Origin of the sequence: Variovorax paradoxus (genome assembly GCF_000834655.1) — a bacterium.
Lineage (GTDB): Bacteria > Pseudomonadota > Gammaproteobacteria > Burkholderiales > Burkholderiaceae_C > Variovorax > Variovorax paradoxus_F.
Genome location: NZ_JXQQ01000045.1, coordinates 39439 through 61513, shown reverse-complemented (window position 1 = coordinate 61513; position 22075 = coordinate 39439). Strand labels below are relative to the sequence as shown.

The following is a 22075-nucleotide window of genomic DNA, read 5'->3' as shown; positions in this document are numbered from 1 at the left end:
ACACCAGGCACTTTCCACCCCACCCAGACCGGAGACAACACGATGAGCCAAGCCAAGAAGTTCGCCAGCCAGGCCGACATGGAAGAAAAGAAGATCACCTTCAGCCAGATCTCCGAGCACGCCTGGGCCTACACCGCCGAGGGCGACCCGAACACCGGCATCGTGATCGGCGACGACTGCGTGCTGGTCGCCGACACGCAAGCCACCCCCGCCATGGCCGCCGACGTGGTGCGCCGCATCCGCGAGGTGACCGACAAGCCCATCAAATATGTGGTGCTCACCCACTACCACGCGGTGCGCGTGCTGGGCGCGGCAGGCTACGGCGCGGAACACATCCTGGCCAGCCAGGACACGCGCGACCTGATCGTGGAGCGCGGCGAGGCCGACAAGGCCAGCGAAATCGGCCGCTTCCCGCGCCTCTTCCAGAACGTGGAGAGCGTGCCCCCGGGCCTGACCTGGCCCACCATGACCTTCACCGGCAAGATGACCCTCTGGCTGGGCAAGCTCGAAGTGCAACTGATCCAGCTGGGCCGCGGCCACACCAAGGGCGACACGGTCGTGTGGTTGCCGGAAGAGCGCACGCTGCTCTCGGGCGACCTGGTGGAGTTCGGCGCCACGCCGTATGCCGGCGACGCGTACTTCCAGGACTGGCCGCAGACGCTGGACAACATCGCAGCGCTCAAGCCCGCCGCGCTGGTGCCCGGCCGCGGCGCCGCGCTCACCACGCCGGCCGAGGTGGCCGAGGGCCTCACGGGCACGCGCAACTTCATCTCCGACGTGTATGCGAGCGTGCAGGAAGGCGTGAAGGCCGGGCGCGACCTGAACACGGTCTACAAGGACACCTACGCCAAGCTCAAGCCCAAGTACAGCCAGTGGGTGATCTTCGACCACTGCATGCCGTTCGACGTGAGCCGGGCGTACGACGAAGCCTCGGGCCATGCCGATCCGCGCGTGTGGACGGCCGAGCGCGACATCGAGATGTGGAAGGCATTGGAAGGCTGATCGGTCTTGCTCCCTCCCTCTCTGGGGGAGGGCTGGGGTGGGGCAGGCAGAGCGCCAGTTTCGAGCGCCGCTTGCCCCCATCCCCACCTTCCCCCCAGAGGGGGAAGGAGCAAGACAAGACCCAAGACACGGAGACAAACGTGATCGACTATCAAAGCCTGCGCTTCGACTACCGCCGCCACGCCGACCAGGACGCCGCGACACCGGCCCATCGCCCCGTGGTGATCGTGGGCGCCGGCCCGGTCGGCCTCACGCTGGCCATCGACCTGGCGCTGCGCCAGGTGCCTGTCGTGCTGCTGGACAACGACAACACCCTCTCCAGCGGATCGCGCGCGATCTGCTTCGCCAAGCGCACGCTGGAGGTGTTCGATCGCCTCGGCTGCGGCGACCGCATGGTCGACAAGGGGGTCTCGTGGAACGTGGGCAAGGTGTTCTTCCACGACGAGCAGGTCTACCGCTTCGACCTGCTGCCCGAGCCCGGCCACGAGCGGCCGGCCTTCATCAACCTGCAGCAGTACTACGTCGAGGGCTACCTCGTCGAGCGCGCCGCGGCGCTGCCGCTGATCGACCTGCGCTGGAACAACAAGGTGACGGGCATCGCGCAGCGCGACGACGGCGCGGTGCTCACCGTGGAGACGCCCGAGGGCGACTACCAGCTGTCGGCCGGCTACGTCGCGGCCTGCGACGGCTCACGCTCCAACCTGCGCCAGCTGCTCGGCCAGGAGGCCAAGGGCCGCACCTTCCGCGACCGCTTCCTGATCGCCGACATCACGATGGATGCACAGCTCCCCACAGAGCGCCGCTTCTGGTTCGACCCCTCGTTCCATCCCGGCCAGAGCGTGCTGCTGCACAAGCAGGCCGACGGCATGTGGCGCGTGGACTTCCAGCTCGGCTGGGACGCCGACCCGGTGGAAGAACGCAAGCCCGAGAACATCACGCCGCGCGTGCGCGCGCTGCTCGACAGCATCGGCTTTGCGGACGTGCAGTTCCAGATCGGCTGGGCCAGCGTCTACACCTTCGCCTGCCAGCGCATGGAACGCTTTCGCCACGGCCGCGTGCTTTTCGCGGGCGACTCGGCGCACGGCGTGTCGCCCTTCGGCGCGCGCGGCGCCAACTCGGGCGTGCAGGACGCGGACAACCTCGCATGGAAACTCGCCGCCGTGCTCGCGGGCGATGCGCCCGATGCGCTGCTCGACAGCTACGCGAGCGAGCGCGAGTTCGCGGCCGACGAGAACATCCGCCACTCCACGCGCGCGACCGACTTCATCACGCCCAAGAGCCAGGTGAGCCGCCTGTTCCGCGACGCGGTGCTGGCGTTGACGAAACGCCACGCCTTCGCGCGCACGCTGGTCAACAGCGGGCGGCTCTCGGTGCCGGCGGTGCTGCGCGATTCGCCGCTCAACACGCCCGATGCCGATGCGTTCCAGGGCGCGATGGTGCCCGGCGCCGCCGCTGCCGATGCGCCGATCGTGCGCGCCGACGGCCGCAGCGCCTGGCTGCTGCGCGAATGCCATGTGGCGCAGTTCACCGCGCTGGTGTTCGGCGCGGGAGAAGCGGCCGAGCGCAGCGCGCACGCGCTGAAGGCCAGCGACCGCCCGCTGCACATCGTGCGCGTGCAGGACACGACGCCCGAAGGCGAACTCGCCGCGCGGCGTTACGACGCGCAACCCGGTACCGTGTACCTGCTGCGGCCCGACCAGCACGTGTGCGCACGCTGGCGGCAACCTGCCGCCGCGGACATCCGCACGGCCATCGACCACGCCCTTGCAAAGGCATGACATGCAACACCTGAACACCGCGCCGAACCTGGAAGCCCCCGACGATTTCTACGAGGCGCTCATCGAGGCGCACCAGGGGCTTTCGGACGAAGAGAGCCACGCATTCAACGCGCGCCTCGTGCTCGTGCTGGCCAACCACATCGGCTCGCTGGCCGTGCTGCGCGAGGCCTTCGAGGCCGCGCGCGGCTGAGCCGGGCGGCACCACGCATTCCAACCTCATCGCGATTTTCGAAAGAGAACCAATGACCCAAGCATCCGCCAACGACGAACGGCGCTACCTGGGCGGCTTCGGCAACGAATACGCCTCCGAAGCCGTGCCGGGCGCCCTGCCGCAGGGCCGCAACAACCCGCAGCGCGGGCCGTTCGACCTCTACACCGAGCTGCTCTCGGGCACCGCCTTCACCGCGCCGCGCCACGAGAACCGCCGCACCTGGCTCTATCGCCGCCAACCCTCGGTGGTGTCGGGCCGCTACCAGCCCTACGCCCAGCCGCACTGGACCACCGGCGGCGACCGCGAGATCGCGCTCGCGCCCGAGCCCCTGCGCTGGCATCCGATGCCGCTGGACGGCGCCGCCGAAGCCGACTTCGTCGACGGCATGCACACGGTCGCGGCGAACGGCGATGCCGAGTCGCAGGTCGGCATCGGCTCGCTCATGTACCTGGCCGGCCGCTCGATGGACAAGCGCGCCTTCGTCAACGCCGACGGCGAGATGCTGGTCGTGCCGCAGCAAGGCCGCCTCGTCATCACCACCGAACTGGGTGTGCTCGACGTGAAGCCCGGCGAGATCGCGGTGCTGCCGCGCGGCATGGTGTTCAAGGTGGCGTTGCCCGACGGTCTTTCGCGCGGCTACGTGTGCGAGAACTACGGCGCGCATTTCCGCCTGCCCGAGCTCGGGCCGATCGGCTCGAACGGCCTGGCGAACGCGCGCGATTTCCAGGCGCCGGTGGCGGCCTTCGAGGAAAACGGCGACGGCAGCGGCGGCGCCTACGAACTGGTCAAGAAATTCGCCGGCCGCTTCTGGAAGGCGCCGACGAAGCAGTCGCCCTTCAACGTGGTCGCCTGGCACGGCAACCTCGCCCCGGTGAAGTACGACACCGCGCACTTCATGGCGATCGGCTCGATCAGCTTCGACCATCCCGACCCGTCGATCTTCACGGTGCTCACCTCGCCGAGCGACACGCCCGGCACGGCCAACTGCGATTTCGTGATCTTCCCGCCGCGCTGGATGGTGATGGAGAACACCTTCCGTCCGCCCTGGTTCCACCGCAACCTCATGAGCGAATTCATGGGCCTGGTGCTCGGCGAATACGACGCCAAGCCAGGCGGCTTCAAGCCCGGCGGCGCGAGCCTGCACAACTGCATGGTGCCGCACGGCCCCGACGAGGAGGCCTTCGACAAGGCCACGCACGCGGACCTCAAGCCGCACAAGCTGGACAACACGCTGGCCTTCATGTTCGAGAGCCGCTACCGCTTCATTCCAACCAATTTCGCGCTCAAGAGCCCGGCGCTCGACACCGACTACGCCGACTGCTGGGCCGGCCTGAAAGACCAGTTCAAGCCATGATGAAGAACGCCTTCGCCCTCACCCGCCGCGCCGCGGCCATCGCACTGCTCGCCGCGCCGTTCCTCGCGCACGCGGCGGACTTTCCGTCGAAGCCGATCCGCTTCATCGTGCCCTACACGCCGGGCGGCACGACCGACCTGGTGGCGCGCACCGTGGGCCAGAAGGTGTCGGAAAAGCTCGGCCAGCCGGTGCTCATCGACAACCGCGGCGGCGCAGGCGGCAACATCGGCATGGACGCCGTGGCCAAGGCCGCGCCCGACGGCTACACCATCGGCTTCGGCGCGATCTCGACCAACGCGCTGAACCCGCACATCTACAAGTCGATGGCGTTCGACCCGCGCCGCGACTTCACCGCGATCAGCCTGTTGGGCACCTCGACGATCGTGCTCGAAGTGCCTGCGAGCTCGCCGATCAAGTCGGTGCCGGACCTGATCGCCGCCGCCAAGAAAAACCCGGGCCTGCCCTACGCCACGGCCGGCGCGGGCACCTCGATGAACCTCGCGGGCGTGATGTTCGCGCAGATGACCGGCACCGAGCTCGTGCACGTCGCCTACAAGGGCAGCGGCCCGGCCATCACCGACATGCTGGGCAACAACATCGGCGTGATGTTCGACAACCTGCCGGCATCGCTGCCGCACATCCAGGCCGGCAAGCTGCGCGCGCTGGCGGTGGCCGGGCCGGCGCGCTCGCCCTCGCTGCCCGACGTGCCGACGATGGCCGAGGCAGGCCTGAAAGGCTACGCGCTCGATCCGTGGTTCGGCGTGTACGGCCCGGCGAACCTGCCGGCGCCCATCGTGAAGGCGCTGAACGAAGCCTTCGTCGAAGCGCTGGCGATGCCCGACGTGAAGGCCAAGCTGCAGCAGGCCGGCTTCTCGCCGCGCGGCTCGACCGCGCAGGAGCTGTCCACGCTCACGCAGACCGAGTACCAGCGCCTCGGCGAGGTCGCGAAAAAAGCCGGGATGACCGCCGACTGAAGCGATCCACCCAACCGTTCACGCGGAGCTTGTCCAAGCGCCGCGCGAGACTTCGACAAGCTCAGTCCGAACGGTTGCGACACCGAAACGAACACAGAACAGAAAGACATCCATGACCGCCACACTGAACGCCACCCATGACCCGAAGCTGCGCAGCTGGGTCGCCTCGGCCAACGAGGCCGGCACCGACTTCCCGATCCAGAACCTGCCCTTCGGCCGCTTCCGCGCGGCGGGCGGCAGCGAGGCCTTTCGCATCGGCGTGGCCATCGGCGACCAGGTGCTCGACCTGGAGGCCGCGGGCCTCGTCGACACCGACGACATGAACGCGCTGATGAGCGCGAGCGTGACGGACCGGCAGGCCCTGCGCGCCGCGATCTCCGCCGGCCTCGCCGAGGGCAGCGACAAGCAGGCCGCGTGGTCGAAGGCGTTGCTCGCGCAGGCCGAGGCCGAGCTCACCGTGCCTTGCCGCATCGGCGACTACACCGACTTCTACACGGGCATCCACCACGCGACCACCATCGGCAAGCTCTTTCGCCCCGACCAGCCGCTGATGCCCAACTACAAGTGGGTGCCGATCGGTTACCACGGCCGCGCCTCGTCCATCGGCGTGAGCGGCCAGGTGTTCAAGCGCCCGCAAGGCCAGACCAAGGCGCCCGATGCCGCCGAGCCGAGCTTCGGCCCGTCGAAGCGCCTGGACTACGAACTGGAGCTGGGCTTTCTGGTCGGCCGCGGCAATGCGCTGGGCGAACCGATCGCCATCGGCGAGGCCGAAGACCACCTCTTCGGCGTGACGCTGCTCAACGACTGGTCGGCGCGCGACCTGCAGGCCTGGGAATACCAGCCGCTCGGCCCATTCCTCGCGAAGAACTTCGCGAGCACGCTGTCGCCGTGGATCGTGACGATGGAGGCGCTCGCGCCGTACCGCGCGAAGTTCGAGCGGCCCGCGGGCGATCCGCAGCCGCTGCCGTACCTCGATGCGCCGGCCAACCGCGAAGCCGGCGCGCTCGACATCACGCTCGAAGTGCTGCTGCAGACCGCGAAGATGCGCGCCGAAGGCGTGGCGCCCGCCCGCCTCACGCGCGGCAACACCACCGAGGCCGCCTACTGGACCGCCGCGCAGCTCGTCACGCACCACACGGTGAACGGCTGCAACCTGCAGCCGGGCGACCTGCTGGGCTCGGGCACGTTGTCGGGACCGAAGCCCGACGAGGCCGGCTCGCTGATGGAGCTCACGCTGGGCGGCAAGCAGCCGATCACGCTGCCGAACGGCGAGAAGCGCACGTTCCTGGAAGACGGCGACACGCTGGTCATTCGCGGCTACTGCGAGCGGGCGGGGGCGGTCCGCATCGGGCTGGGTGAAGTCAGCGGCACCGTGGTGGCCTGAGGTTTGGGTGTTGTTCCCTCTCCCTCTAGGAGAGGGCTAGGGTGAGGGCAGTCGGCCTCACAACATCGCACGGCCTCGATTGCCGCTCGCCCTCACCCCAACCCTCTCCCCAAGGGGCGAGGGAGCAAGAGATCAGGGAGCCGTGGCAGGCGTCGTCGCCGCCGCGGGCCACGCCACCTCGCTCGCGACGCGCGGCTTGCCCATCGGCGCGGCGGCCTTGCCGGTCTTGATGGCGGCCATGTCCGCTTCGCTCGGGTACTGGTCCATCAGCCAGTAGTCAAACACCCGGCGCGCGATGGGCGCTGCGGCGCCCGCGCCCCAGCCGGCGTTCTCCACGATCACCGCGACGGCGATCTTCGGGTTGTTGACCGGAGCGAAGGCCATGAAAAGCGCGTGGTCCCGCTGATGCTCTTCGAGCGCGCGGGCGTTGTACTTGGTGTTCTGCGCCTGCGTCACGGCCTGCGCCGTGCCGGTCTTGCCGGCGGCCTGGTAGCCCGCGCCCGCGAACACGCCGCGCGCCGTGCCGCTGGTGACCACGCTGGTGAGGCCCTCGCGGATCACCGCCACGTTGGCCGCAGTGAAGCCGAGGTTCTCGGCCGGCGGCTGCGGCAGCGGCACGACCTGTCCGCTCACCGTGTTGCGCGTGGCCAGCACGAGGTGCGGCTTGTGCTTGATGCCGCCGTCGGCCACGATGGCCGTGGCCTGCGCGAGTTGCAGCATCGTGAATGCGTTGTAACCCTGGCCGATGCCCAGCGAGATGGTCTCGCCCGCATACCACTTCTTCTGCTCGGGCCGCTTGTAGGCGTTGCGCTTCCACTCGGTGCTGGGCAGCACGCCGCGCACCTCGCCGCCCAGGTCGATGCCGGTGATCTGGCCGAAGCCCAGTGGCTTCATGAAGTCGTGGATCATGTCCACGCCCATCTCGTTGGCCAGCGAGTAGTAGTAGATGTTGCTCGACAGCTGGATCGAGCGGCGCATGTCCACGCCGCCCAGGTTGCCTTCGGGACTGCCGAAGCGGTGGCCGCCGAAGTTGAAGTAGCCGGGGTCGTTCACCACCACGCTCGCGCCGCGCTTGCCGGTCTGCAGTGCGGCCATGGCCATGAAGGGCTTGTAGGTCGAGCCGGGCGGGTAGGTGCCGCGCAGCGCGCGATTCAGGAGCGGCTTGTCGAGCGATTCGCTCAGCTCTTTCCAGCTCTCGGTGTCGATGCCTTCGACGAAGAGATTGGGGTCGAACGTGGGCTTGCTCACGAAGGCCAGCACCTCGCCGGTCTTGGGGTCGATGGCCACCAGCGCGCCGCGGCGCTCGCCGAACATGTCTTCCACCAGCTTCTGCAGCTTGATGTCCAGCGACAGCATCACCGTGTTGCCGGGCGTTGCGGGGTGGCTCGCGAGCCGGCGGATGGCGCGTCCGCCCGCGGAAGTTTCCATCTGCTCGACGCCGGTCTGGCCGTGCAGCGTTTTTTCGTAGCTCTGCTCGATGCCCAGCTTGCCGATGTAGTCGGTGCCCTTGTAGTTGGCCTGCTCTTCTTCTTCCCAGTCTTCCATCGCGGTCTTCTCGCGCTGGTTGATGCGGCCGATGTAGCCGAGCACGTGCGAGCCGGTCTCGCCGTTGGGGTAGTTGCGGAAGAGGCGCGCCTTGATCTCCACGCCCGGAAAGCGGTAGCGCTGCGCCGCGAAGCGCGCCACTTCCTCGTCGCTCAGGCGGGTGCGGATCGGAATGGAGTCAAAGCTGCGGGAGTCTTCGCGCAGGCGCTTGAAGCGGCGGCGGTCGCGCGGCGAGACTTCGAGCACCTGGGTAAGGTTGTCGATGGTCTCCTCGACATCGCCCACCTTGGAGGGCGTGATCTCCAGCGTGTAGGCCGAGTAGTTCGAGGCCAGCACGATGCCGTTGCGGTCGAGGATCAGGCCCCGGTTGGGCACCACCGGCACGATGGCCGTGCGGTTGCTTTCGGCCTGCTCGGCCAGGTCTTCATGCCGCGTGACCTGCAGATACACCAGCCGCGCGCTCAGCAGGCCGAACGCGAACAGCACCGCCAGCCCGATCACGATCACGCGGCGCTTGAAGCGCGCGAGGTCGGCGGCGACGTTGCGGATTTCGGTCATGGCGGTGGGAGCTTAGGCGCGTGCTAGTGCAAGTCAAGTGCAGTGGCGGATGCGGGAGGGCTGCCGCCGCCGGCCGCCCCAAGGCAGGCCGCGCCTCCCCCTTGGGGGGGGGAGTTACGCGCAGCGAAGCGAAGTGAAAAGCCGGGGGGCACCATGACTAGAGGGGACGGTTCTCGTCGGGTTCCGGGGTTCGGCGCTGGGGGGCGAGCAACAGCGCGCTCGCCAGGGGCCACAGCGCAGCCTCCACGCCCGGCGAGATCAGCACCGTCCAGCCAGGGAACACGCCGCCGCCGATCATCCGCGTGATGACCTCGATGAGTTGCGACAGCGCAAAGAGCGGCAGCACCTGCAGCGCCTGCGACAGCACCGGATACCAGAGCAGCCGGCGATGGATGGTGATCGCGAAGAAGCCCAGCGTCGTGTAAGACAGCGCGTGCTGGCCGAGCATGGAGGCCTGGTGCACGTCCATGCAAAGGCCGAACACGAAGGCCGCGCCGATGCCCACGCGCGAGGGCTGGTGCACGCCCCAGAACACGATCACCAGCGCCAGCAGGTCGGGCATCCACGCGGCACGGCCGATGGGGATCATGTTGATCAGCAGCGCCACGACGAGGCTGGCCCACATGAAGAGCGGGCTGACGGGCAGCAGGAGCTGCTGCTGGCCGGGGCGCTTGATCATCGTGTGCCTCCAGCGGCTGCGGCCGGTTTCTTCTCGTTCTTGCCGGCGCCCGGCTTGCCTTCGGCGCGCTTTCTCTGCGTGGTCGCGGCCGCGGGGGGCGGCGGCGCGGTCGGCGCGCCCGTGGGCTCGAGCACCAGCACGTAGCGGGCGGCGGTCACGCTCGCGAGCGGCAGGCAATAGATGCGCGCGAAGGCCGAATCGGCGCGGCGCTCGATGCGCTCGATCTTGGCGACCGGCAGACCCGGCGGATAGATGCCGTCGACGCCACTGGTCGAAAGCAGGTCGCCCTCCTGCAGGTCGGCATTGGCGGCCATGAAACGCAGTTCCAGTCCGCCGCCGTGCGCCGAGGCGTCGCCGAAGGCCACGCTGCGCACGCCCGTGCGGGTGTTCTGCACGGGAATGGCCAGGTCGCGGTCGATCACCAGCGTGACCTCGCTCGTGAAGGGCAGCACCTGCGTGACCTGGCCGAGCACGCCGCGCGCATCGATCACCGGCGAGCCGGCCGCCACGCCCTGCGCGAGGCCCTGGTCGATGACGATCTTGCGGGTGTAGGGGTCGGCCGCGTCGTAGAGCACCTCGGCCGCGCGGCCCGGGGTGGTGGTGGTCTGGCGCAGTTCGAGCAACTCGCGAAGGCGCGCGTTGTCCTGCGCCAGCGTGTCGGCCTGGCTCGCGCGCTCGGCCTGCATCATGAGCGCCTTGCGGGCGTCGGCCTCGTTGCGCTGGGCGGTCTGCAGGTCTTCGAGATAGCGACCGCCGCCCATCATGATCTGCACGGGTTTGAGCGCCACCCATTGCACCGGGTAAAGCACTGCACCGAGGCCCGCGCGGATCGGCTGCACGAGGTGAAAGCGTGCATCGGCCACCATGAGGAACAGGGAAAGCGCGCCGAAGAAGATCAGCTTGCTGAGTGCCGACTGCCCCTGGTTGAACAGGGGTGGCGCTGTGCGATCGAGCGTGCCCAGAGGCATGAATTCAGACCCGGCGGTGGTTCGGAATCAAATAACAAAAAGCCGGCCTATGCAAGCAGAGGCCGGCCGATGATGGCTTTCGCCTTTTACTCGCTCGTGAAGATGCTGCCCAGACGGTCCATGCGTTCGAGGGCGATGCCGCAGCCGCGCACCACGCAGGTCAGCGGGTCTTCGGCCACGAGCACCGGCAGGCCCGTTTCCTCGGCCAGCAGGCGATCGAGGTCGCGCAGGAGCGCACCGCCGCCGGTGAGCATCATGCCGCGTTCGGCGATGTCGGCGCCCAGCTCGGGCGGCGTTTGCTCCAGCGCGTTCTTCACGGCCGAGACGATGTTGTTGAGCGGATCGGTCAGGGCTTCCAGCACTTCGTTGCTGCTGATGGTGAAGCTGCGCGGCACGCCTTCGGAGAGGTTGCGGCCCTTGACTTCCATTTCCTTGACTTCGGAACCCGGGAAGGCCGAGCCGATGTTCTTCTTGATGACTTCGGCCGTCGGCTCGCCGATCAGCATGCCGTAGTTGCGGCGGATGTAGTTGATGATGGCTTCGTCGAAGCGGTCGCCGCCCACGCGCACCGAGCCCTTGTAGACCATGCCACCCAGCGAGATCACGCCCACTTCGGTGGTGCCGCCGCCGATGTCCACCACCATCGAGCCCGAGGCTTCGCTGACGGGGAGGCCCGCGCCGATGGCCGCGGCCATGGGTTCTTCGATGAGGTAGACGGAGGTGGCGCCGGCGGCTTCGGCCGCGTCCTTGATGGCGCGGCGCTCGACCTGGGTCGAGCCGCAGGGCACGCAGATGATGATGCGCGGGCTCGGCGTGAGCAGCGTGCGCGGGTGCACCATCTTGATGAACTGCTTGATCATCTGCTCGGTGATCACGAAGTCGGCGATCACGCCGTCCTTCATCGGGCGGATCGCCTCGATGTTGCCGGGCACCTTGCCCAGCATGGCCTTGGCCTCGCGGCCGACGGCCTGGATCACCTTCTTGCCGTGCGGGCCGCCTTCGTGGCGGATCGCGACGACCGACGGCTCGTCCAGCACGATGCCCTTGTTGCGGGCGAATATCAGGGTGTTGGCGGTGCCGAGGTCGATCGCAAGGTCGGTGGAAAAGTACCGACGGAAAGCTCCAAACATGTGCGGAATCCTCTGAGCACGGCCTGCGCATCGGCAGGTCGTCGCTCTATTTTTGGGTCGTTTGACGGGGTGAATTGATCGTTTTTGGCGCAAAAGCCGGCGCGTTCGCGGGGGTTGCGGCAAAGGCGGGATAATACCTGAATCCCCTCTGATTCCCGTGTTAGCACCCTCTTCGGCGTGCGATTACCTTCGGTTTTTTGACCGGTCCGACCCATGTCCCTTGACGCTTCAGATATCGCACGCATCGCCTCCCTGGCGCGGCTGCAACTCGCTTCCGATGAAAGCGAGCGCATGCTCAGCCAGATCAACGGCTTTTTTGACCTGGTCGAACGCATGCGTTCGGTCGACACCACCGGCATCGAGCCCCTGGCCCATCCGGTGGCCGCGATCGAAGACATCACGCTGCGCCTGCGCGACGACGTGGTGAGCGAGCCCGACAACCGCCAAGCCAACCAGAAAAGCGCACCGGCCGTCGAAGCCGGTCTCTTCCTCGTGCCCAAGGTGATCGAGCAATGAGCGGCGAACTGCACCAGATGGGCGTGGTCGCCCTGGCCCGCGCCCTGGCCGAACGCAAGGTCTCGGCCGTCGAAGCCTCGCAGGCGTTCCTCGGCCGCATGAAGGCCCACGAATCGCTCGGCACCTTCGTCGACGTCGATGAAGAAGTCACGCTGGCCCAGGCCCGCGCCGCCGACGCCCTGATCGCCAAGGGCAACGCCCCGGCGCTGGCCGGCGTGCCGATCGCGCACAAGGACATCTTCGTCACCACCGATTTCGCCACCACCGCCGGCTCGAAGATGCTCGCGGGCTACCGCTCGCCCTTCGACGCCACTGTGGTGCGCCGCCTGGCCGAGGCCGGCGCGGTCACGCTGGGCAAGTTGAGCTGCGACGAGTTCGCGATGGGCTCGGCCAACGAGAACGTCGCCGTGCCCGCCGTGGGCCACGACAAGGCCGTGCCGGTGCAGAACCCCTGGAACCGCGAGCGCATTCCGGGCGGCTCCTCGGGCGCCAGCGCGGCGGCCGTCGCCGCACGCCTGGCCCCCGCGGCCACCGGCACCGACACCGGCGGCTCGATCCGCCAGCCCGCGTCGTTCTGCGGCGTGACCGGCATCAAGCCGACCTACGGCCGCGCATCCCGCTACGGCATGGTGGCCTTCGCATCGAGCCTCGACCAGGCAGGCCCGATGGCCCGCTCGGCCGAAGACTGCGCGCTGCTGCTGTCGGCCTTCTGCGGGCCCGACCTCGACCGCGATTCGACCTCGATCGACAAGCCCGCCGAAGACTTCGGCCGCTCGCTGAACGACTCGCTCGAGGGCCTGCGCATCGGCGTGCCCAAGGAGTTCTTCGGCGAAGGCGTGGCCCCAGGCGTGCGCGCCGCGATCGATGCGGCGCTCGCGCAGTACGAGAAGCTCGGCGCGAAGCGCGTCGAGGTCTCGCTGCCGCGCACCGAGCTGTCGATTCCCGTGTACTACATCCTGGCTGCGGCCGAAGCGTCGAGCAACCTGAGCCGCTTCGACGGCGTGAAGTTCGGTCATCGCGCCAAGCAGTACAAGGACCTGTCCGACATGTACGAGAAGACGCGCGCCGAGGGCTTCGGCGACGAAGTGAAGCGCCGCATCATGATCGGCACCTACGTGCTCTCGCACGGCTACTACGACGCGTATTACCTGCAGGCGCAGAAGGTGCGCCGCATGATCGCGGACGACTTCCAGCAGGCGCTCACGCAATGCGACGTGATCGCCGGCCCCGCCGCACCGACCACCGCCTGGAAGATCGGCGCGCACGGCGACGACCCCGTGGCCGACTACCTCGCCGACATCTTCACGTTGCCCGCATCGCTGGCCGGTCTGCCCGGCATGAGCGTTCCTGCAGGCTTCGACGCCGGCATGCCCGTGGGCCTGCAGCTGATCGGCAACTACTTCGGCGAAGCGAAGCTGCTCAACGCAGCGCACCGCTTCCAGCAAGCCACCGACTGGCACACGCGCACGCCGGAGGGCTTTTGAGATGAGCGAGACCGTGAACACCTTCGAAGCACAGCAACAAGGCCGCCCGACCGGTCCGCTCGTGCGCGGCTATGAAGTCATCATCGGCTTCGAGACGCACGCGCAACTTTCCACCGCGAGCAAGATCTTCAGCCGCGCCTCCACCGCCTTCGGTGCCGAGCCCAACACGCAGGCCTGCGCCGTGGACCTGGCGCTTCCGGGCACGCTGCCCGTGATGAACAAGGGCGCGGTCGAACGCGCCATCAAGCTGGGTCTGGCGCTCGGCTCGCACGTCGCGCCGCGCAGCGTATTCGCGCGCAAGAACTACTTCTACCCGGACCTGCCCAAGGGCTACCAGATCAGCCAGTTCGAGATCCCGGTCGTGCAGGGCGGCTCGGTGTCGTTCTTCCTCGGCGAAGAGAAGAAGACCGTGCGCCTCGTGCGCGCCCACCTCGAGGAAGACGCGGGCAAGTCGCTGCACGAGGACTTCATCGGCCAGAGCGGCATCGACCTGAACCGCGCCGGCACGCCGCTGCTGGAAATCGTGACCGAGCCCGACATGCGCTCCACCGCCGAGGCCGTGGCCTACGCGAAGGAGCTGCACAAGATCGTGACGTGGATCGGCATCTGCGACGGCAACATGCAGGAAGGCAGCTTCCGCTGCGACGCCAACGTGTCGGTGCGCAAGCCCGGCGAGAAACTCGGCACGCGGCGCGAGATCAAGAACCTGAACAGCTTCAAGTTCATGCAGCAGGCGATCGACTACGAGATCCGCTGGCAGATCGAGGAAATCGAAGACGGCCGTGCGATCGAACAGGCCACCGTGCTCTTCAACCCCGACACCGGCGAGACGCGCGCAATGCGTGCCAAGGAAGACTCGGCCGACTACCGCTACTTCCCCGATCCGGACCTGCCGCCGCTGGTGATCGCGGCCGACTGGATCGAGCGAGTGCGCAGCGACATGCCAGAGCTTCCGCGCGCAATGGCCGAGCGCTACGTGCGCGACCAGGGCCTCTCGGAATACGACGCGGCGCAGCTCACGCAGAGCACCGCGCTCGCACGCTACTTCGACGATGCGGTGAAGGCCGGCGCCACGCCCAAGCTCGCGAGCAACTGGATCACCGGCGAGATGGCGCGCCGCCTCAATGCGCAAGAGATCGGCATCGAGGCCGCGCCGGTCAGCGCGCTGCAGCTCGGCCAGCTGGTCAAGCGCATCGCCGACGGCACGCTGCCGAACAACGCGGCGCGCCAGGTGTTCGATGCACTGTGGACCGGCGAAGGCAGCGACGTCGACGCGATCATCGAAGCCAAGGACCTCAAGCCGATGGCCGACACCGGCGCGCTCGACGCGATCCTGGACGAGGTCATCGCGAAGAACCAGAAGAACGTCGACGAGTACCGCGCCGGCAAGGAAAAGGCGCTCAACGGTCTCGTGGGCCAGGTGATGAAGGCCAGCGGCGGCAAGGCCAACCCGGCGCAGGTCACCGAGCTTCTGAAAGCCAAGCTGGGCTGATGTTCGACGAACCCCGGGGCTGCCACCGCCCCGGCGGGTTCAGCGCGGTGCTGCGGCGGCTGCGCTCGGGGCCGGGCCCCAGAGCGGCTTCAACCTCGCGCGCTCTTCATCGAAGCGCGCATTCACGCGCTTCTTCTCTTCTTCCTGCTCGGTGATGAAGCGGTTCTGCACCGCCATGCTCTGCGTGTTGTCCTCGAGCTTGCGGCGCGTGGCGCCCGGCGCCTTGCTCGTGTCGGCCTTGTAGAACTCGAGCTCCTCGTCGATCTTCTTGCGGTCCTCGCTCAGTTCGGCAATGCGCTTCTGCGCCGCCTGGATCACCGCGTCGACCTGCGACAGCGCCTGGTTGCGCTCGCGGTCGTGCGAAGCGGCGCTGGGGTAGCGCACCAGCAGCGCGCGTTCGCGGCGGCGCTCGTCGGTCGCCTTGGCAGCCTGCACGGCGGCTTCGCGGGCGCGGTCTTCGCGCTCGGCCATCTCGCGCGCCGAATACGTGGGTTCGATCTTGCGGCGCGTGAGGCCGCTCGGGCTCAGCTCGCGCTGTTCGCGGTCGCTGCAATCGGCAATCGGCCGGTCCGCCGTGAGCGTGCGGCCGCGCGCGTCGGTGCAGGTGTAGATGCCGCCGGCGGGTGCGTCCTTCTGTGCGTGCGCCGCACCGGACAAAAGGGTCGCCGCCAGAAGAGAGAACGACGCCACCGCCAGCAGGCGGGTGGGCTTGCCGTGGTCGCGTGTGCGCATCATCGTTGCTCCTCAGTTCGCGCCGTAGCGCGTGCGGTAGGCCAGCACGCGTTCGCGGTGCGCGCCCAGGTCGGCCGCGGCATTGCCCGAGAGGTAGCTCAGCAGGTCGTCCAGCGTGGCGATGGCGATCACCGAGAGACCCAGCTGGTTGCGCACGTACTGCACTGCGCTGTGGTCCACGTCGACGCCGTTCTCGGTGGCTTTTTCCTGGCGGTCGAGCGCGATGGCCACGGCATGCGGCGTGGCGCCGGCGGCTTCGATGGCGGCGATCGACTCGCGCACCGCGGTGCCGGCGGACATCACGTCATCGACGATCAGCACGCGGCCCTTGAGCGGCGCACCCACCAGGTTGCCGCCCTCGCCGTGCGCCTTGGCTTCCTTGCGGTTGTAGGCAAAGGGGTAGTTGCGACCGCGCCGGGCCAGCTCGGCGGCCACCGTGGCGCCCAGCGGAATGCCCTTGTAGGCGGGGCCGAAGATCATGTCGAATTCCAGGCCGCTCTCGATCAGCCGGTCTGCATAGAATCCCGCGAGCCGCGCGATCTTGGCGCCGTCGTCGAACAGCCCCGAATTGAAGAAGTAAGGACTCATCCGACCGGCCTTGGTCTTGAACTCGCCGAAGCGAAGCACGCCGGCGTCGAGCGCGAACTGGACGAAGTCCTGCGCCACCGCGCTGCTTTTTTCACCATCTACAGCCATCGGGAAATTCCTTGTGTTCAAACTGACCAGTCTCAATCTCAATGGCCTGCGTTCGGCGGCCACCAAGGGCGTCGCCGATTGGGTGGCCGAACTTGCGCCGGATTGTATTTGCATGCAGGAGATCCGGGTCCAGGCGAGCGACATCGAAGGCCGCTTCGAGGAAATGGCCGGCCTGAAGGGCCACTTCCACTTCGCCGAGAAAAAAGGCTACGCCGGCACGGCGATCTACACCAAGCACGCACCGAGCCAGGTCATCGTGGGCTGGGGCGATGCCGAGTTCGACGCCGAAGGCCGCTACCTCGAACTGCGCTTCGACACGCCCCGGCGCAAGTTCTCGGTTATCAGCTGCTACTTCCCGAGCGGCAGTTCGGGCGAGGAACGGCAGCAGGCCAAGTTCCGCTTCCTGAAGGGCTTTTTCCCCTACCTCATCGCGCTCAAGAAGGAGCGCGAGTTCGTGCTGTGCGGCGACATCAACATCGCCCACAAGGAGATCGACCTGAAGAACTGGCGCGGCAACCAGAAGAACAGCGGCTTCCTGCCCGAGGAGCGCGCCTGGATGACGAAGCTGCTGGACGCCGGCGCCGAAGGCGCGGGGCTGGTGGACGTCTACCGCATGCTCAAGCCCGACACCACCGCCGAGGCCTACACCTGGTGGAGCAACCGCGGCCAGGCCTACGCGAACAACGTGGGGTGGCGGCTGGACTACCACCTGGCCACGCCGAAGACCGCCGCGCTCGCGCGCACCGAGGAAATCTTCAAGACCATCAAGTTCAGCGACCACGCGCCGATCACGGTGGACTACGACTTCACGCTCTGAGCTTGCGGGGCGGGCTGCCTAGCAACAGCCGCCCATCATCTGGCCGCGGCGATAGAACGGCCCTAGGTCGTCCGCCAGCGCCCTGACGGTGTCGCGCCACGAGGTGGCCCCGGCATGGTCTGCAGCCAGAGCGCTGCGCATGCGCGCCAGCAGTTCGGCGCGCAATGCGGGCTCATCGACGCCCTGCACGCGGCCCGCATCGACCACCAGGTGCCCGCCGACCAGCACTTTGGCGATGTGGCCACCGTTGGCGCGCGCGAGGAGCAGATCGAGCGGGTCGGTATCGGCGAACAGTGCGTCGTCGTCGAGCGCGTCCCAGTCCAGCAACACCAGGTCGGCCGTGGCGCCGGGCGCAATGCGCCCACCCGAGGCCAGGCCACCTCGCATGCCACGCACGCTGCGCGGGCCGTTGCGCGATGCGAAGGCCCACAGGTCTTCGCGCGTCATCGTGGTGTCGTAGCCCCAGCCGCGATGCAGCGAATACGCCAGCCGCATCTCGCGCAGTGCATCGTCGTCTTCGTCGAAGGCCATGCCGTCCAGGCCCATGGCGATGCGGCAGCCATGCTTCAGCATCTCGGGCACCGGCGCGATGCCCGACTTGAGCCCGAGGTTGGAACTCGTGTTGACCGCGATGGTCGCGCCACGCTCGGCGATCAGCGCCAGGTCCTCGGGCCGGGCCCAGGCGCAGTGCGCGAGCGTGAGGCGCGGCGTCAGGAGTCCGATGTCGTCCAGAAAGCGGACGATGCCGCCGGGGTGATTGGCATCGGCCCAGTCGCGCTGGTAACGCGTCTCGAGCAGGTGCATGTGAACCGGGCGGCCCGTGTCGGCCGACGCCTGCGCAATCGCCTCGAGCAGCGGCGTGCTGCACCACTGCACCGCGGTCGGGCCGTACTGCACGGTCACGTGCTCGCCGTGGCCGCCCTCCTCCACCATGCGCGCCACCTCGTCGACCAGCGCGAGCTGCTGCGCAGGCGCCACCGGTTTCACCGCGAGCCGCCCGGCGACCGCATCGCGGATGCCCGGGCGCAGCGCCGCGAGCACGCTCGCATCGTCGCAGTAGGCAATGCCGTGGCGATCGCGCATCGCGATGGCGAAACCGATGCGCACGCCGACATCGCGCGCCGCGCGCGCCACCGCCTCGGCTTCGTCGACATAGGCCATGCCGCCCTGCACGCGCGTGTAGTGAACCATCAGGTTCGCGACACCGTGCCGCACCGAACGCGCGAACGAGGTCGCCGCGCAAAGGTAGGGGTCCATGCCCGGCACCACTCCCAGGAACGGCAACCAGCTCTCGAGCGGCTGGCCGAAGGCGCCGAGCGTGGCACTGCGAAAGGTGCGTGCATGGTCGTGCGCATTGGCCAGCGCCGGCACCGCGAGCAGGCGCCGCCCGCCGGCACGACCGCCTTCGTCGGCCAGCGGAACGATCGAGCGGATGCGGTCGCCTTCCAGCGTGATGCGTACACCGGACTGCGCAGGCTGCGCGCCGGGATCGGCCAGCAGCCATGCGCAGTCGAGCGGGCCGTCGTGCATCGGAGCGGGCATGGCGTTTCTTTCGTCGTCGGGTTGTGTATGTCTGTCGCTGGGCCTACGGCGCGGCGATTTTGCGCTCCGCCAGCGGAGGCAGGAAGCGCCGGTCGAAGACCTCGCCAGCCGCAGGTGCGTTCGCCAGTTCGAACGCCTCCTTGACCTGCCCGATGGCGCGCGCCATGCGCGCATCGCTCACGTCGCCCATGCCGCTGGCTGCGACCTCGGGCGTCAGCATCACGGTGCGAAGCGTGTAGAGCAGGCGCCGTTTCTCCAGCGCCGCGTTGAGCAGCGGCTCGCGCTTCATCAGCGCGGCAATCGCCGCATCGGGGTCGGCCACGGTGTCGCGCAATCCCCTGTTGACGGCGCGCACGAGCCCGGCCACGGCCTGCGGCTTGTCGTTCAGGAACTGGCGGGACACCAGCACGCCGTTGCCGTACAGGTCGACGCCGTGGTCGCCGTAGTGAAACCAGCGGATGTCCTTGTCCGGGTCCACGCCCTGCGCCACCAGGTTCATGTAGCTCGTCACGGAGAACACGGCCGAGCCTTCGACATGGTCCTTGAGCATCATCTGCTCCTGAAGGTTGGGCGCCATGTTCGTCCACTTGACCTTGCTCGCGTCCACGCCGTTGCTGGCCGCCATCAGCGGGAACATGCGCAATGCCGCGCCACCGGCCGGCGAGCCCAGCGTGCGGCCCTGCAGGTCCTTCAGCGTCCTGATGGGGCTGCCGGACTTGACTATGAGGGCGAAGGGCGCGCGGTTGTAGATCATGTAGACCATCACGGGCGCGGCACCGGGCCTGGCGGCCGCGTTCTGCACGATCGCATTGACGTCGCCGAAGCCCGCGTCGTAGGCGCCGGCCATCACCTTGGTCACGGTGGCCGCGGAGCCGTCGCCCTGGTCGATCGTCACCGCGAGCTTCTCGGCCGCGAAGTAGCCCCGGTCTTCGGCCAGGTAATACCAGGCGTGGATGCCCTGAAGCTTCCAGTCGAGGACGAACTTGATGGGCGTGAGCGGCTGCGCGCGCGATTCGCGCACCGGAAGCGCCGCGAGCGATGCGCCCAATGCGGCGGACACCGCGACGACCGCCGCGCGGCGGGACACTGGAGAGGACATGGGAGGCTTTCGTGGGTTGAAGATCAGATGGCTTCGAAGAGAACGTCCTGCGCGCCTTCCCACAGCACCTTGGTGCCGAGCGTGCGCAACTGGTCCCGCCCTTCGACGATGGTGAGGAAGTGGTTGCCCGCGAGCGTGCCCATCTTGCTGGCGAAGCTGCAGGCGCCGTAGGCCAGGATGATCTCGGTCTCGCTGTAGCCGCCGGGGTAGAACAGGATGTCGCCCACCGAGGGGTGGCTGGTGTGGTTCTCGAAGCCCACGCCCAGCTGGAAATCGCCCATCGGCACCCAGCAGCCTTCGCCGCTCCAGCGCACGTGGATCAATTTCTGGCGATAAGGCAGCAGCTTGCGAAAGGCCGCCACGGTGAGCGGTGCGTCGGGGTGCATCTGCGCCACGAAGCGCAGGCCACCGGCGGTGATCTGGATGAGATCGTTCATGACGTTCATGCCATCGCCATGTCGGTCTTGCGCTGGGCCCAGCCCGTCGTGCGCCGCTCGACCAGCGAAGAAATGGCATACAGCGCCACGCCCATCGCCGCGAGCAGGAAGAGCCCGGCGAACACCATCGGCACGTCGAAGTTGCCGCTGGCAATCATCATCACCGTGCCGATGCCCTGGTTGGCTGCAACGGTTTCGCTCAGCACAGTGCCCACGAAAGCGAGCGTGATCGCGATCTTGAGCGAGGCGAAAAGATAAGGCAGCGCGCGCGGCAGCCCCACGTTCCACAGGATGTCGCGCTTCCTCGCGCCGAGCACGCGCAGCACGTCTTCCAGCTCGGGCTCGGTGCTCGCGAGGCCGGTGGCCACGTTCACCACCACCGGGAAGATGCTGATCACCATCGAGGTAAGGATCGCCGGCACGGTGCCCGCGCCGAACCACACCACGAAGAGCGGCACCACCGCCACCTTCGGAATGCTGGAGAAGCCCACCAGCAGCGGATAGGTCACGTCGTAGGCCAGCTTCGACGAGCCGATCACCACGCCGATGACGATGCCCGCGCCTACCCCCAGCACGAAGCCGGCCAGCGTGGTGTAGAGCGTCTGCACGGTGTGCGGCCACAGGAGCGGCATCTTCTGGACAAGCACCAGCGCGATCTGGCTCGGACGCGGCAGGATCAGGTCGGACACGCCGAAGGCCAGGCAGACCACCTCCCACAGCACGAAGAAGCCGACCAGTGCGCCCGCTGACAGCAGGCGTTGCCGGGTGAGCGGCGCGATCATGCGGCCACCTCTTCGAGCGCGTGCGCCTGTGTCGGTGCCGATGCCGGCGCCGCCGGCACGGCATCGCTCTCGCGGCGCGCCTCGGCGATGCGCATGCGCAACTGCTGCACCAGGCTCGCGAACTCGGGCGCGTAGCTGCTCTCCAGCGTGCGCGGCCGCGCGAAGCCCACGTCGCGCGTCTCGAGAATGCGCCCCGGCCGCGCGCTCATCACGCAGATGCGGTTGGCCAGGTAAGCGGATTCGCGCAGGTCGTGCGTCACCAGCAGCACGGTCGGCCGCTTGGCGATCCAGAGCGTCTGCATGATGTCCCACAGCTCTTCGCGCGTGAACTGGTCGAGCGCGCCGAAGGGCTCGTCGAGCAGCAGCAGCTCGGGCTCGTGCACCAGCGCGCGGCACAACGAGGCGCGCTGCAGCATGCCGCCCGACAGCTGCCACGGCCGCTTGTCGCCGAAGCCCTTGAGGCCCACCTGCGCGAGCAACGCGTCGGCGCGTTCGGCGTATTCACCGCGCTTCTTGCTGCGGTAGTGCTGACGGAAGGGCTCGACGATCTTCAGCGGGATCATCACGTTCTCGCGGATCGTGAGCCACGGCAGCATGGTCGGATTCTGGAAGGCCAGGCCGATGCGAAGGCGCGGCGCCGGCGACGCATGCGCGCCCGCCGCAGCCACGGTGCCGGCCGCACCCACCTCGCGCCCGCCGGCGATCACCGCGCCCGCGCTCGGCCGCAGCAGGCCCGCCACCAGCTTCAGGATGGTCGACTTGCCGCAGCCGCTCGGGCCCACGAGCGCGACGAAGTCGCCCTTGTCGATGTCCAGCGTCGTGTGGTCCAGGGCGATGGTGCCGCCGCCGTAGCGCAGCATCACGTCGGACAGTTGGATGAATGCGTTGCCCATGA

21 protein-coding genes are annotated in these 22075 nt (G+C 68.2%); 10 read left to right on the top strand and 11 right to left on the bottom strand.

The window, feature by feature from the left end:
* Positions 1 to 42 precede the first annotated feature (42 nt).
* The 6 genes from RT97_RS19325 to fahA all read left to right on the top strand — a co-directional run bounded on the left by RT97_RS19325 (position 43) and on the right by fahA (position 6703).
* Positions 43 to 1002, top strand: a complete 960-nt coding sequence (locus tag RT97_RS19325) for an MBL fold metallo-hydrolase (RefSeq protein WP_042580430.1) — start codon at positions 43 to 45, stop codon at positions 1000 to 1002.
* 140 nt (positions 1003 to 1142) lie between these two features.
* A complete protein-coding gene (locus RT97_RS19320) occupies positions 1143 to 2780 on the top strand; it encodes an FAD-dependent oxidoreductase (RefSeq protein ID WP_042580429.1) in 1638 nt (545 codons plus the stop codon).
* 1 nt (position 2781) lies between these two features.
* Positions 2782 to 2970, top strand: a complete 189-nt coding sequence (locus tag RT97_RS19315) for a DUF2783 domain-containing protein (protein WP_042580428.1) — start codon at positions 2782 to 2784, stop codon at positions 2968 to 2970.
* Positions 2971 to 3022: 52 nt separating this feature from the next.
* A complete protein-coding gene (gene hmgA, locus RT97_RS19310) occupies positions 3023 to 4345 on the top strand; it encodes a homogentisate 1,2-dioxygenase (protein WP_042580427.1) in 1323 nt (440 codons plus the stop codon).
* Positions 4345 to 5319 carry a Bug family tripartite tricarboxylate transporter substrate binding protein gene (locus RT97_RS19305; RefSeq protein ID WP_042580426.1) on the top strand — a complete coding sequence of 325 codons (975 nt, stop codon included), beginning with the start codon at positions 4345 to 4347 and terminating at the stop codon, positions 5317 to 5319. The genes hmgA and RT97_RS19305 overlap by 1 nt, the downstream gene beginning before the upstream one ends.
* Before the next feature lie 112 nt (positions 5320 to 5431).
* Positions 5432 to 6703, top strand: a complete 1272-nt coding sequence (fahA, locus tag RT97_RS19300) for a fumarylacetoacetase (protein ID WP_042580425.1) — start codon at positions 5432 to 5434, stop codon at positions 6701 to 6703.
* 132 nt (positions 6704 to 6835) lie between these two features.
* Here fahA and mrdA read toward each other — a convergent pair whose 3' ends face one another.
* The 4 genes from mrdA to RT97_RS19280 form a co-directional block, all read right to left on the bottom strand.
* Positions 6836 to 8806: a penicillin-binding protein 2 gene (gene mrdA / locus RT97_RS19295; RefSeq protein ID WP_042580424.1), complete on the bottom strand. Its 1971-nt coding sequence runs from the start codon at positions 8804 to 8806 to the stop codon at positions 6836 to 6838.
* Between the two features lie 157 nt (positions 8807 to 8963).
* Positions 8964 to 9485, bottom strand: coding sequence for a rod shape-determining protein MreD (mreD, locus tag RT97_RS19290; protein WP_042580423.1), 522 nt, complete (start codon positions 9483 to 9485; stop codon positions 8964 to 8966).
* Positions 9482 to 10453, bottom strand: a complete 972-nt coding sequence (mreC, locus tag RT97_RS19285; protein ID WP_042580422.1) for a rod shape-determining protein MreC — start codon at positions 10451 to 10453, stop codon at positions 9482 to 9484. The genes mreD and mreC overlap by 4 nt, the downstream gene beginning before the upstream one ends.
* A gap of 86 nt (positions 10454 to 10539) precedes the next feature.
* Positions 10540 to 11583, bottom strand: a complete 1044-nt coding sequence (locus tag RT97_RS19280) for a rod shape-determining protein (RefSeq protein WP_007833435.1) — start codon at positions 11581 to 11583, stop codon at positions 10540 to 10542.
* Positions 11584 to 11796: 213 nt separating this feature from the next.
* Between RT97_RS19280 and gatC the strand changes: the two genes are divergently transcribed.
* The 3 genes from gatC to gatB are packed head-to-tail and all read left to right on the top strand — an operon-like array spanning position 11797 to position 15075.
* Positions 11797 to 12099, top strand: a complete 303-nt coding sequence (gene gatC / locus RT97_RS19275) for an Asp-tRNA(Asn)/Glu-tRNA(Gln) amidotransferase subunit GatC (protein ID WP_042580421.1) — start codon at positions 11797 to 11799, stop codon at positions 12097 to 12099.
* Positions 12096 to 13583: an Asp-tRNA(Asn)/Glu-tRNA(Gln) amidotransferase subunit GatA gene (gene gatA / locus RT97_RS19270; RefSeq protein WP_042580420.1), complete on the top strand. Its 1488-nt coding sequence runs from the start codon at positions 12096 to 12098 to the stop codon at positions 13581 to 13583. Before gatC ends, gatA begins: the two co-directional genes overlap by 4 nt.
* 1 nt (position 13584) lies before the next feature.
* Positions 13585 to 15075: an Asp-tRNA(Asn)/Glu-tRNA(Gln) amidotransferase subunit GatB gene (gatB, locus tag RT97_RS19265; RefSeq protein ID WP_042580419.1), complete on the top strand. Its 1491-nt coding sequence runs from the start codon at positions 13585 to 13587 to the stop codon at positions 15073 to 15075.
* A 39-nt stretch (positions 15076 to 15114) separates the two neighbouring features.
* Here gatB and RT97_RS19260 read toward each other — a convergent pair whose 3' ends face one another.
* On the bottom strand, positions 15115 to 15807 hold the full coding sequence (locus RT97_RS19260; protein ID WP_042580488.1) for a DUF4124 domain-containing protein: 693 nt from the start codon (positions 15805 to 15807) through the stop codon (positions 15115 to 15117).
* A gap of 12 nt (positions 15808 to 15819) precedes the next feature.
* Positions 15820 to 16503, bottom strand: coding sequence for an orotate phosphoribosyltransferase (pyrE, locus tag RT97_RS19255; RefSeq protein ID WP_042580418.1), 684 nt, complete (start codon positions 16501 to 16503; stop codon positions 15820 to 15822).
* A 13-nt stretch (positions 16504 to 16516) separates the two neighbouring features.
* Here pyrE and RT97_RS19250 point away from each other — a divergent pair, with 13 nt between their 5' ends.
* Positions 16517 to 17320 (top strand): exodeoxyribonuclease III, encoded by an 804-nt coding sequence (locus tag RT97_RS19250; protein ID WP_042580417.1) that lies wholly within the window; start codon positions 16517 to 16519, stop codon positions 17318 to 17320.
* Between the two features lie 18 nt (positions 17321 to 17338).
* Here RT97_RS19250 and RT97_RS19245 read toward each other — a convergent pair whose 3' ends face one another.
* From RT97_RS19245 to RT97_RS19225, 5 genes are read right to left on the bottom strand one after another with little or no spacing between them, the layout of a single operon-like run.
* On the bottom strand, positions 17339 to 18862 hold the full coding sequence (locus tag RT97_RS19245; protein ID WP_253278269.1) for an amidohydrolase family protein: 1524 nt from the start codon (positions 18860 to 18862) through the stop codon (positions 17339 to 17341).
* Between the two features lie 43 nt (positions 18863 to 18905).
* Positions 18906 to 19961: an ABC transporter substrate-binding protein gene (locus RT97_RS19240; RefSeq protein ID WP_080898361.1), complete on the bottom strand. Its 1056-nt coding sequence runs from the start codon at positions 19959 to 19961 to the stop codon at positions 18906 to 18908.
* Between the two features lie 23 nt (positions 19962 to 19984).
* A complete protein-coding gene (locus RT97_RS19235; RefSeq protein ID WP_042580485.1) occupies positions 19985 to 20398 on the bottom strand; it encodes a DUF3830 family protein in 414 nt (137 codons plus the stop codon).
* A 5-nt stretch (positions 20399 to 20403) separates the two neighbouring features.
* Positions 20404 to 21180 carry an ABC transporter permease gene (locus RT97_RS19230; protein ID WP_042580416.1) on the bottom strand — a complete coding sequence of 259 codons (777 nt, stop codon included), beginning with the start codon at positions 21178 to 21180 and terminating at the stop codon, positions 20404 to 20406.
* Positions 21177 to 22073 carry an ABC transporter ATP-binding protein gene (locus tag RT97_RS19225; protein ID WP_042580415.1) on the bottom strand — a complete coding sequence of 299 codons (897 nt, stop codon included), beginning with the start codon at positions 22071 to 22073 and terminating at the stop codon, positions 21177 to 21179. The genes RT97_RS19230 and RT97_RS19225 overlap by 4 nt, the downstream gene beginning before the upstream one ends.
* Positions 22074 to 22075: the final 2 nt, after the last annotated feature.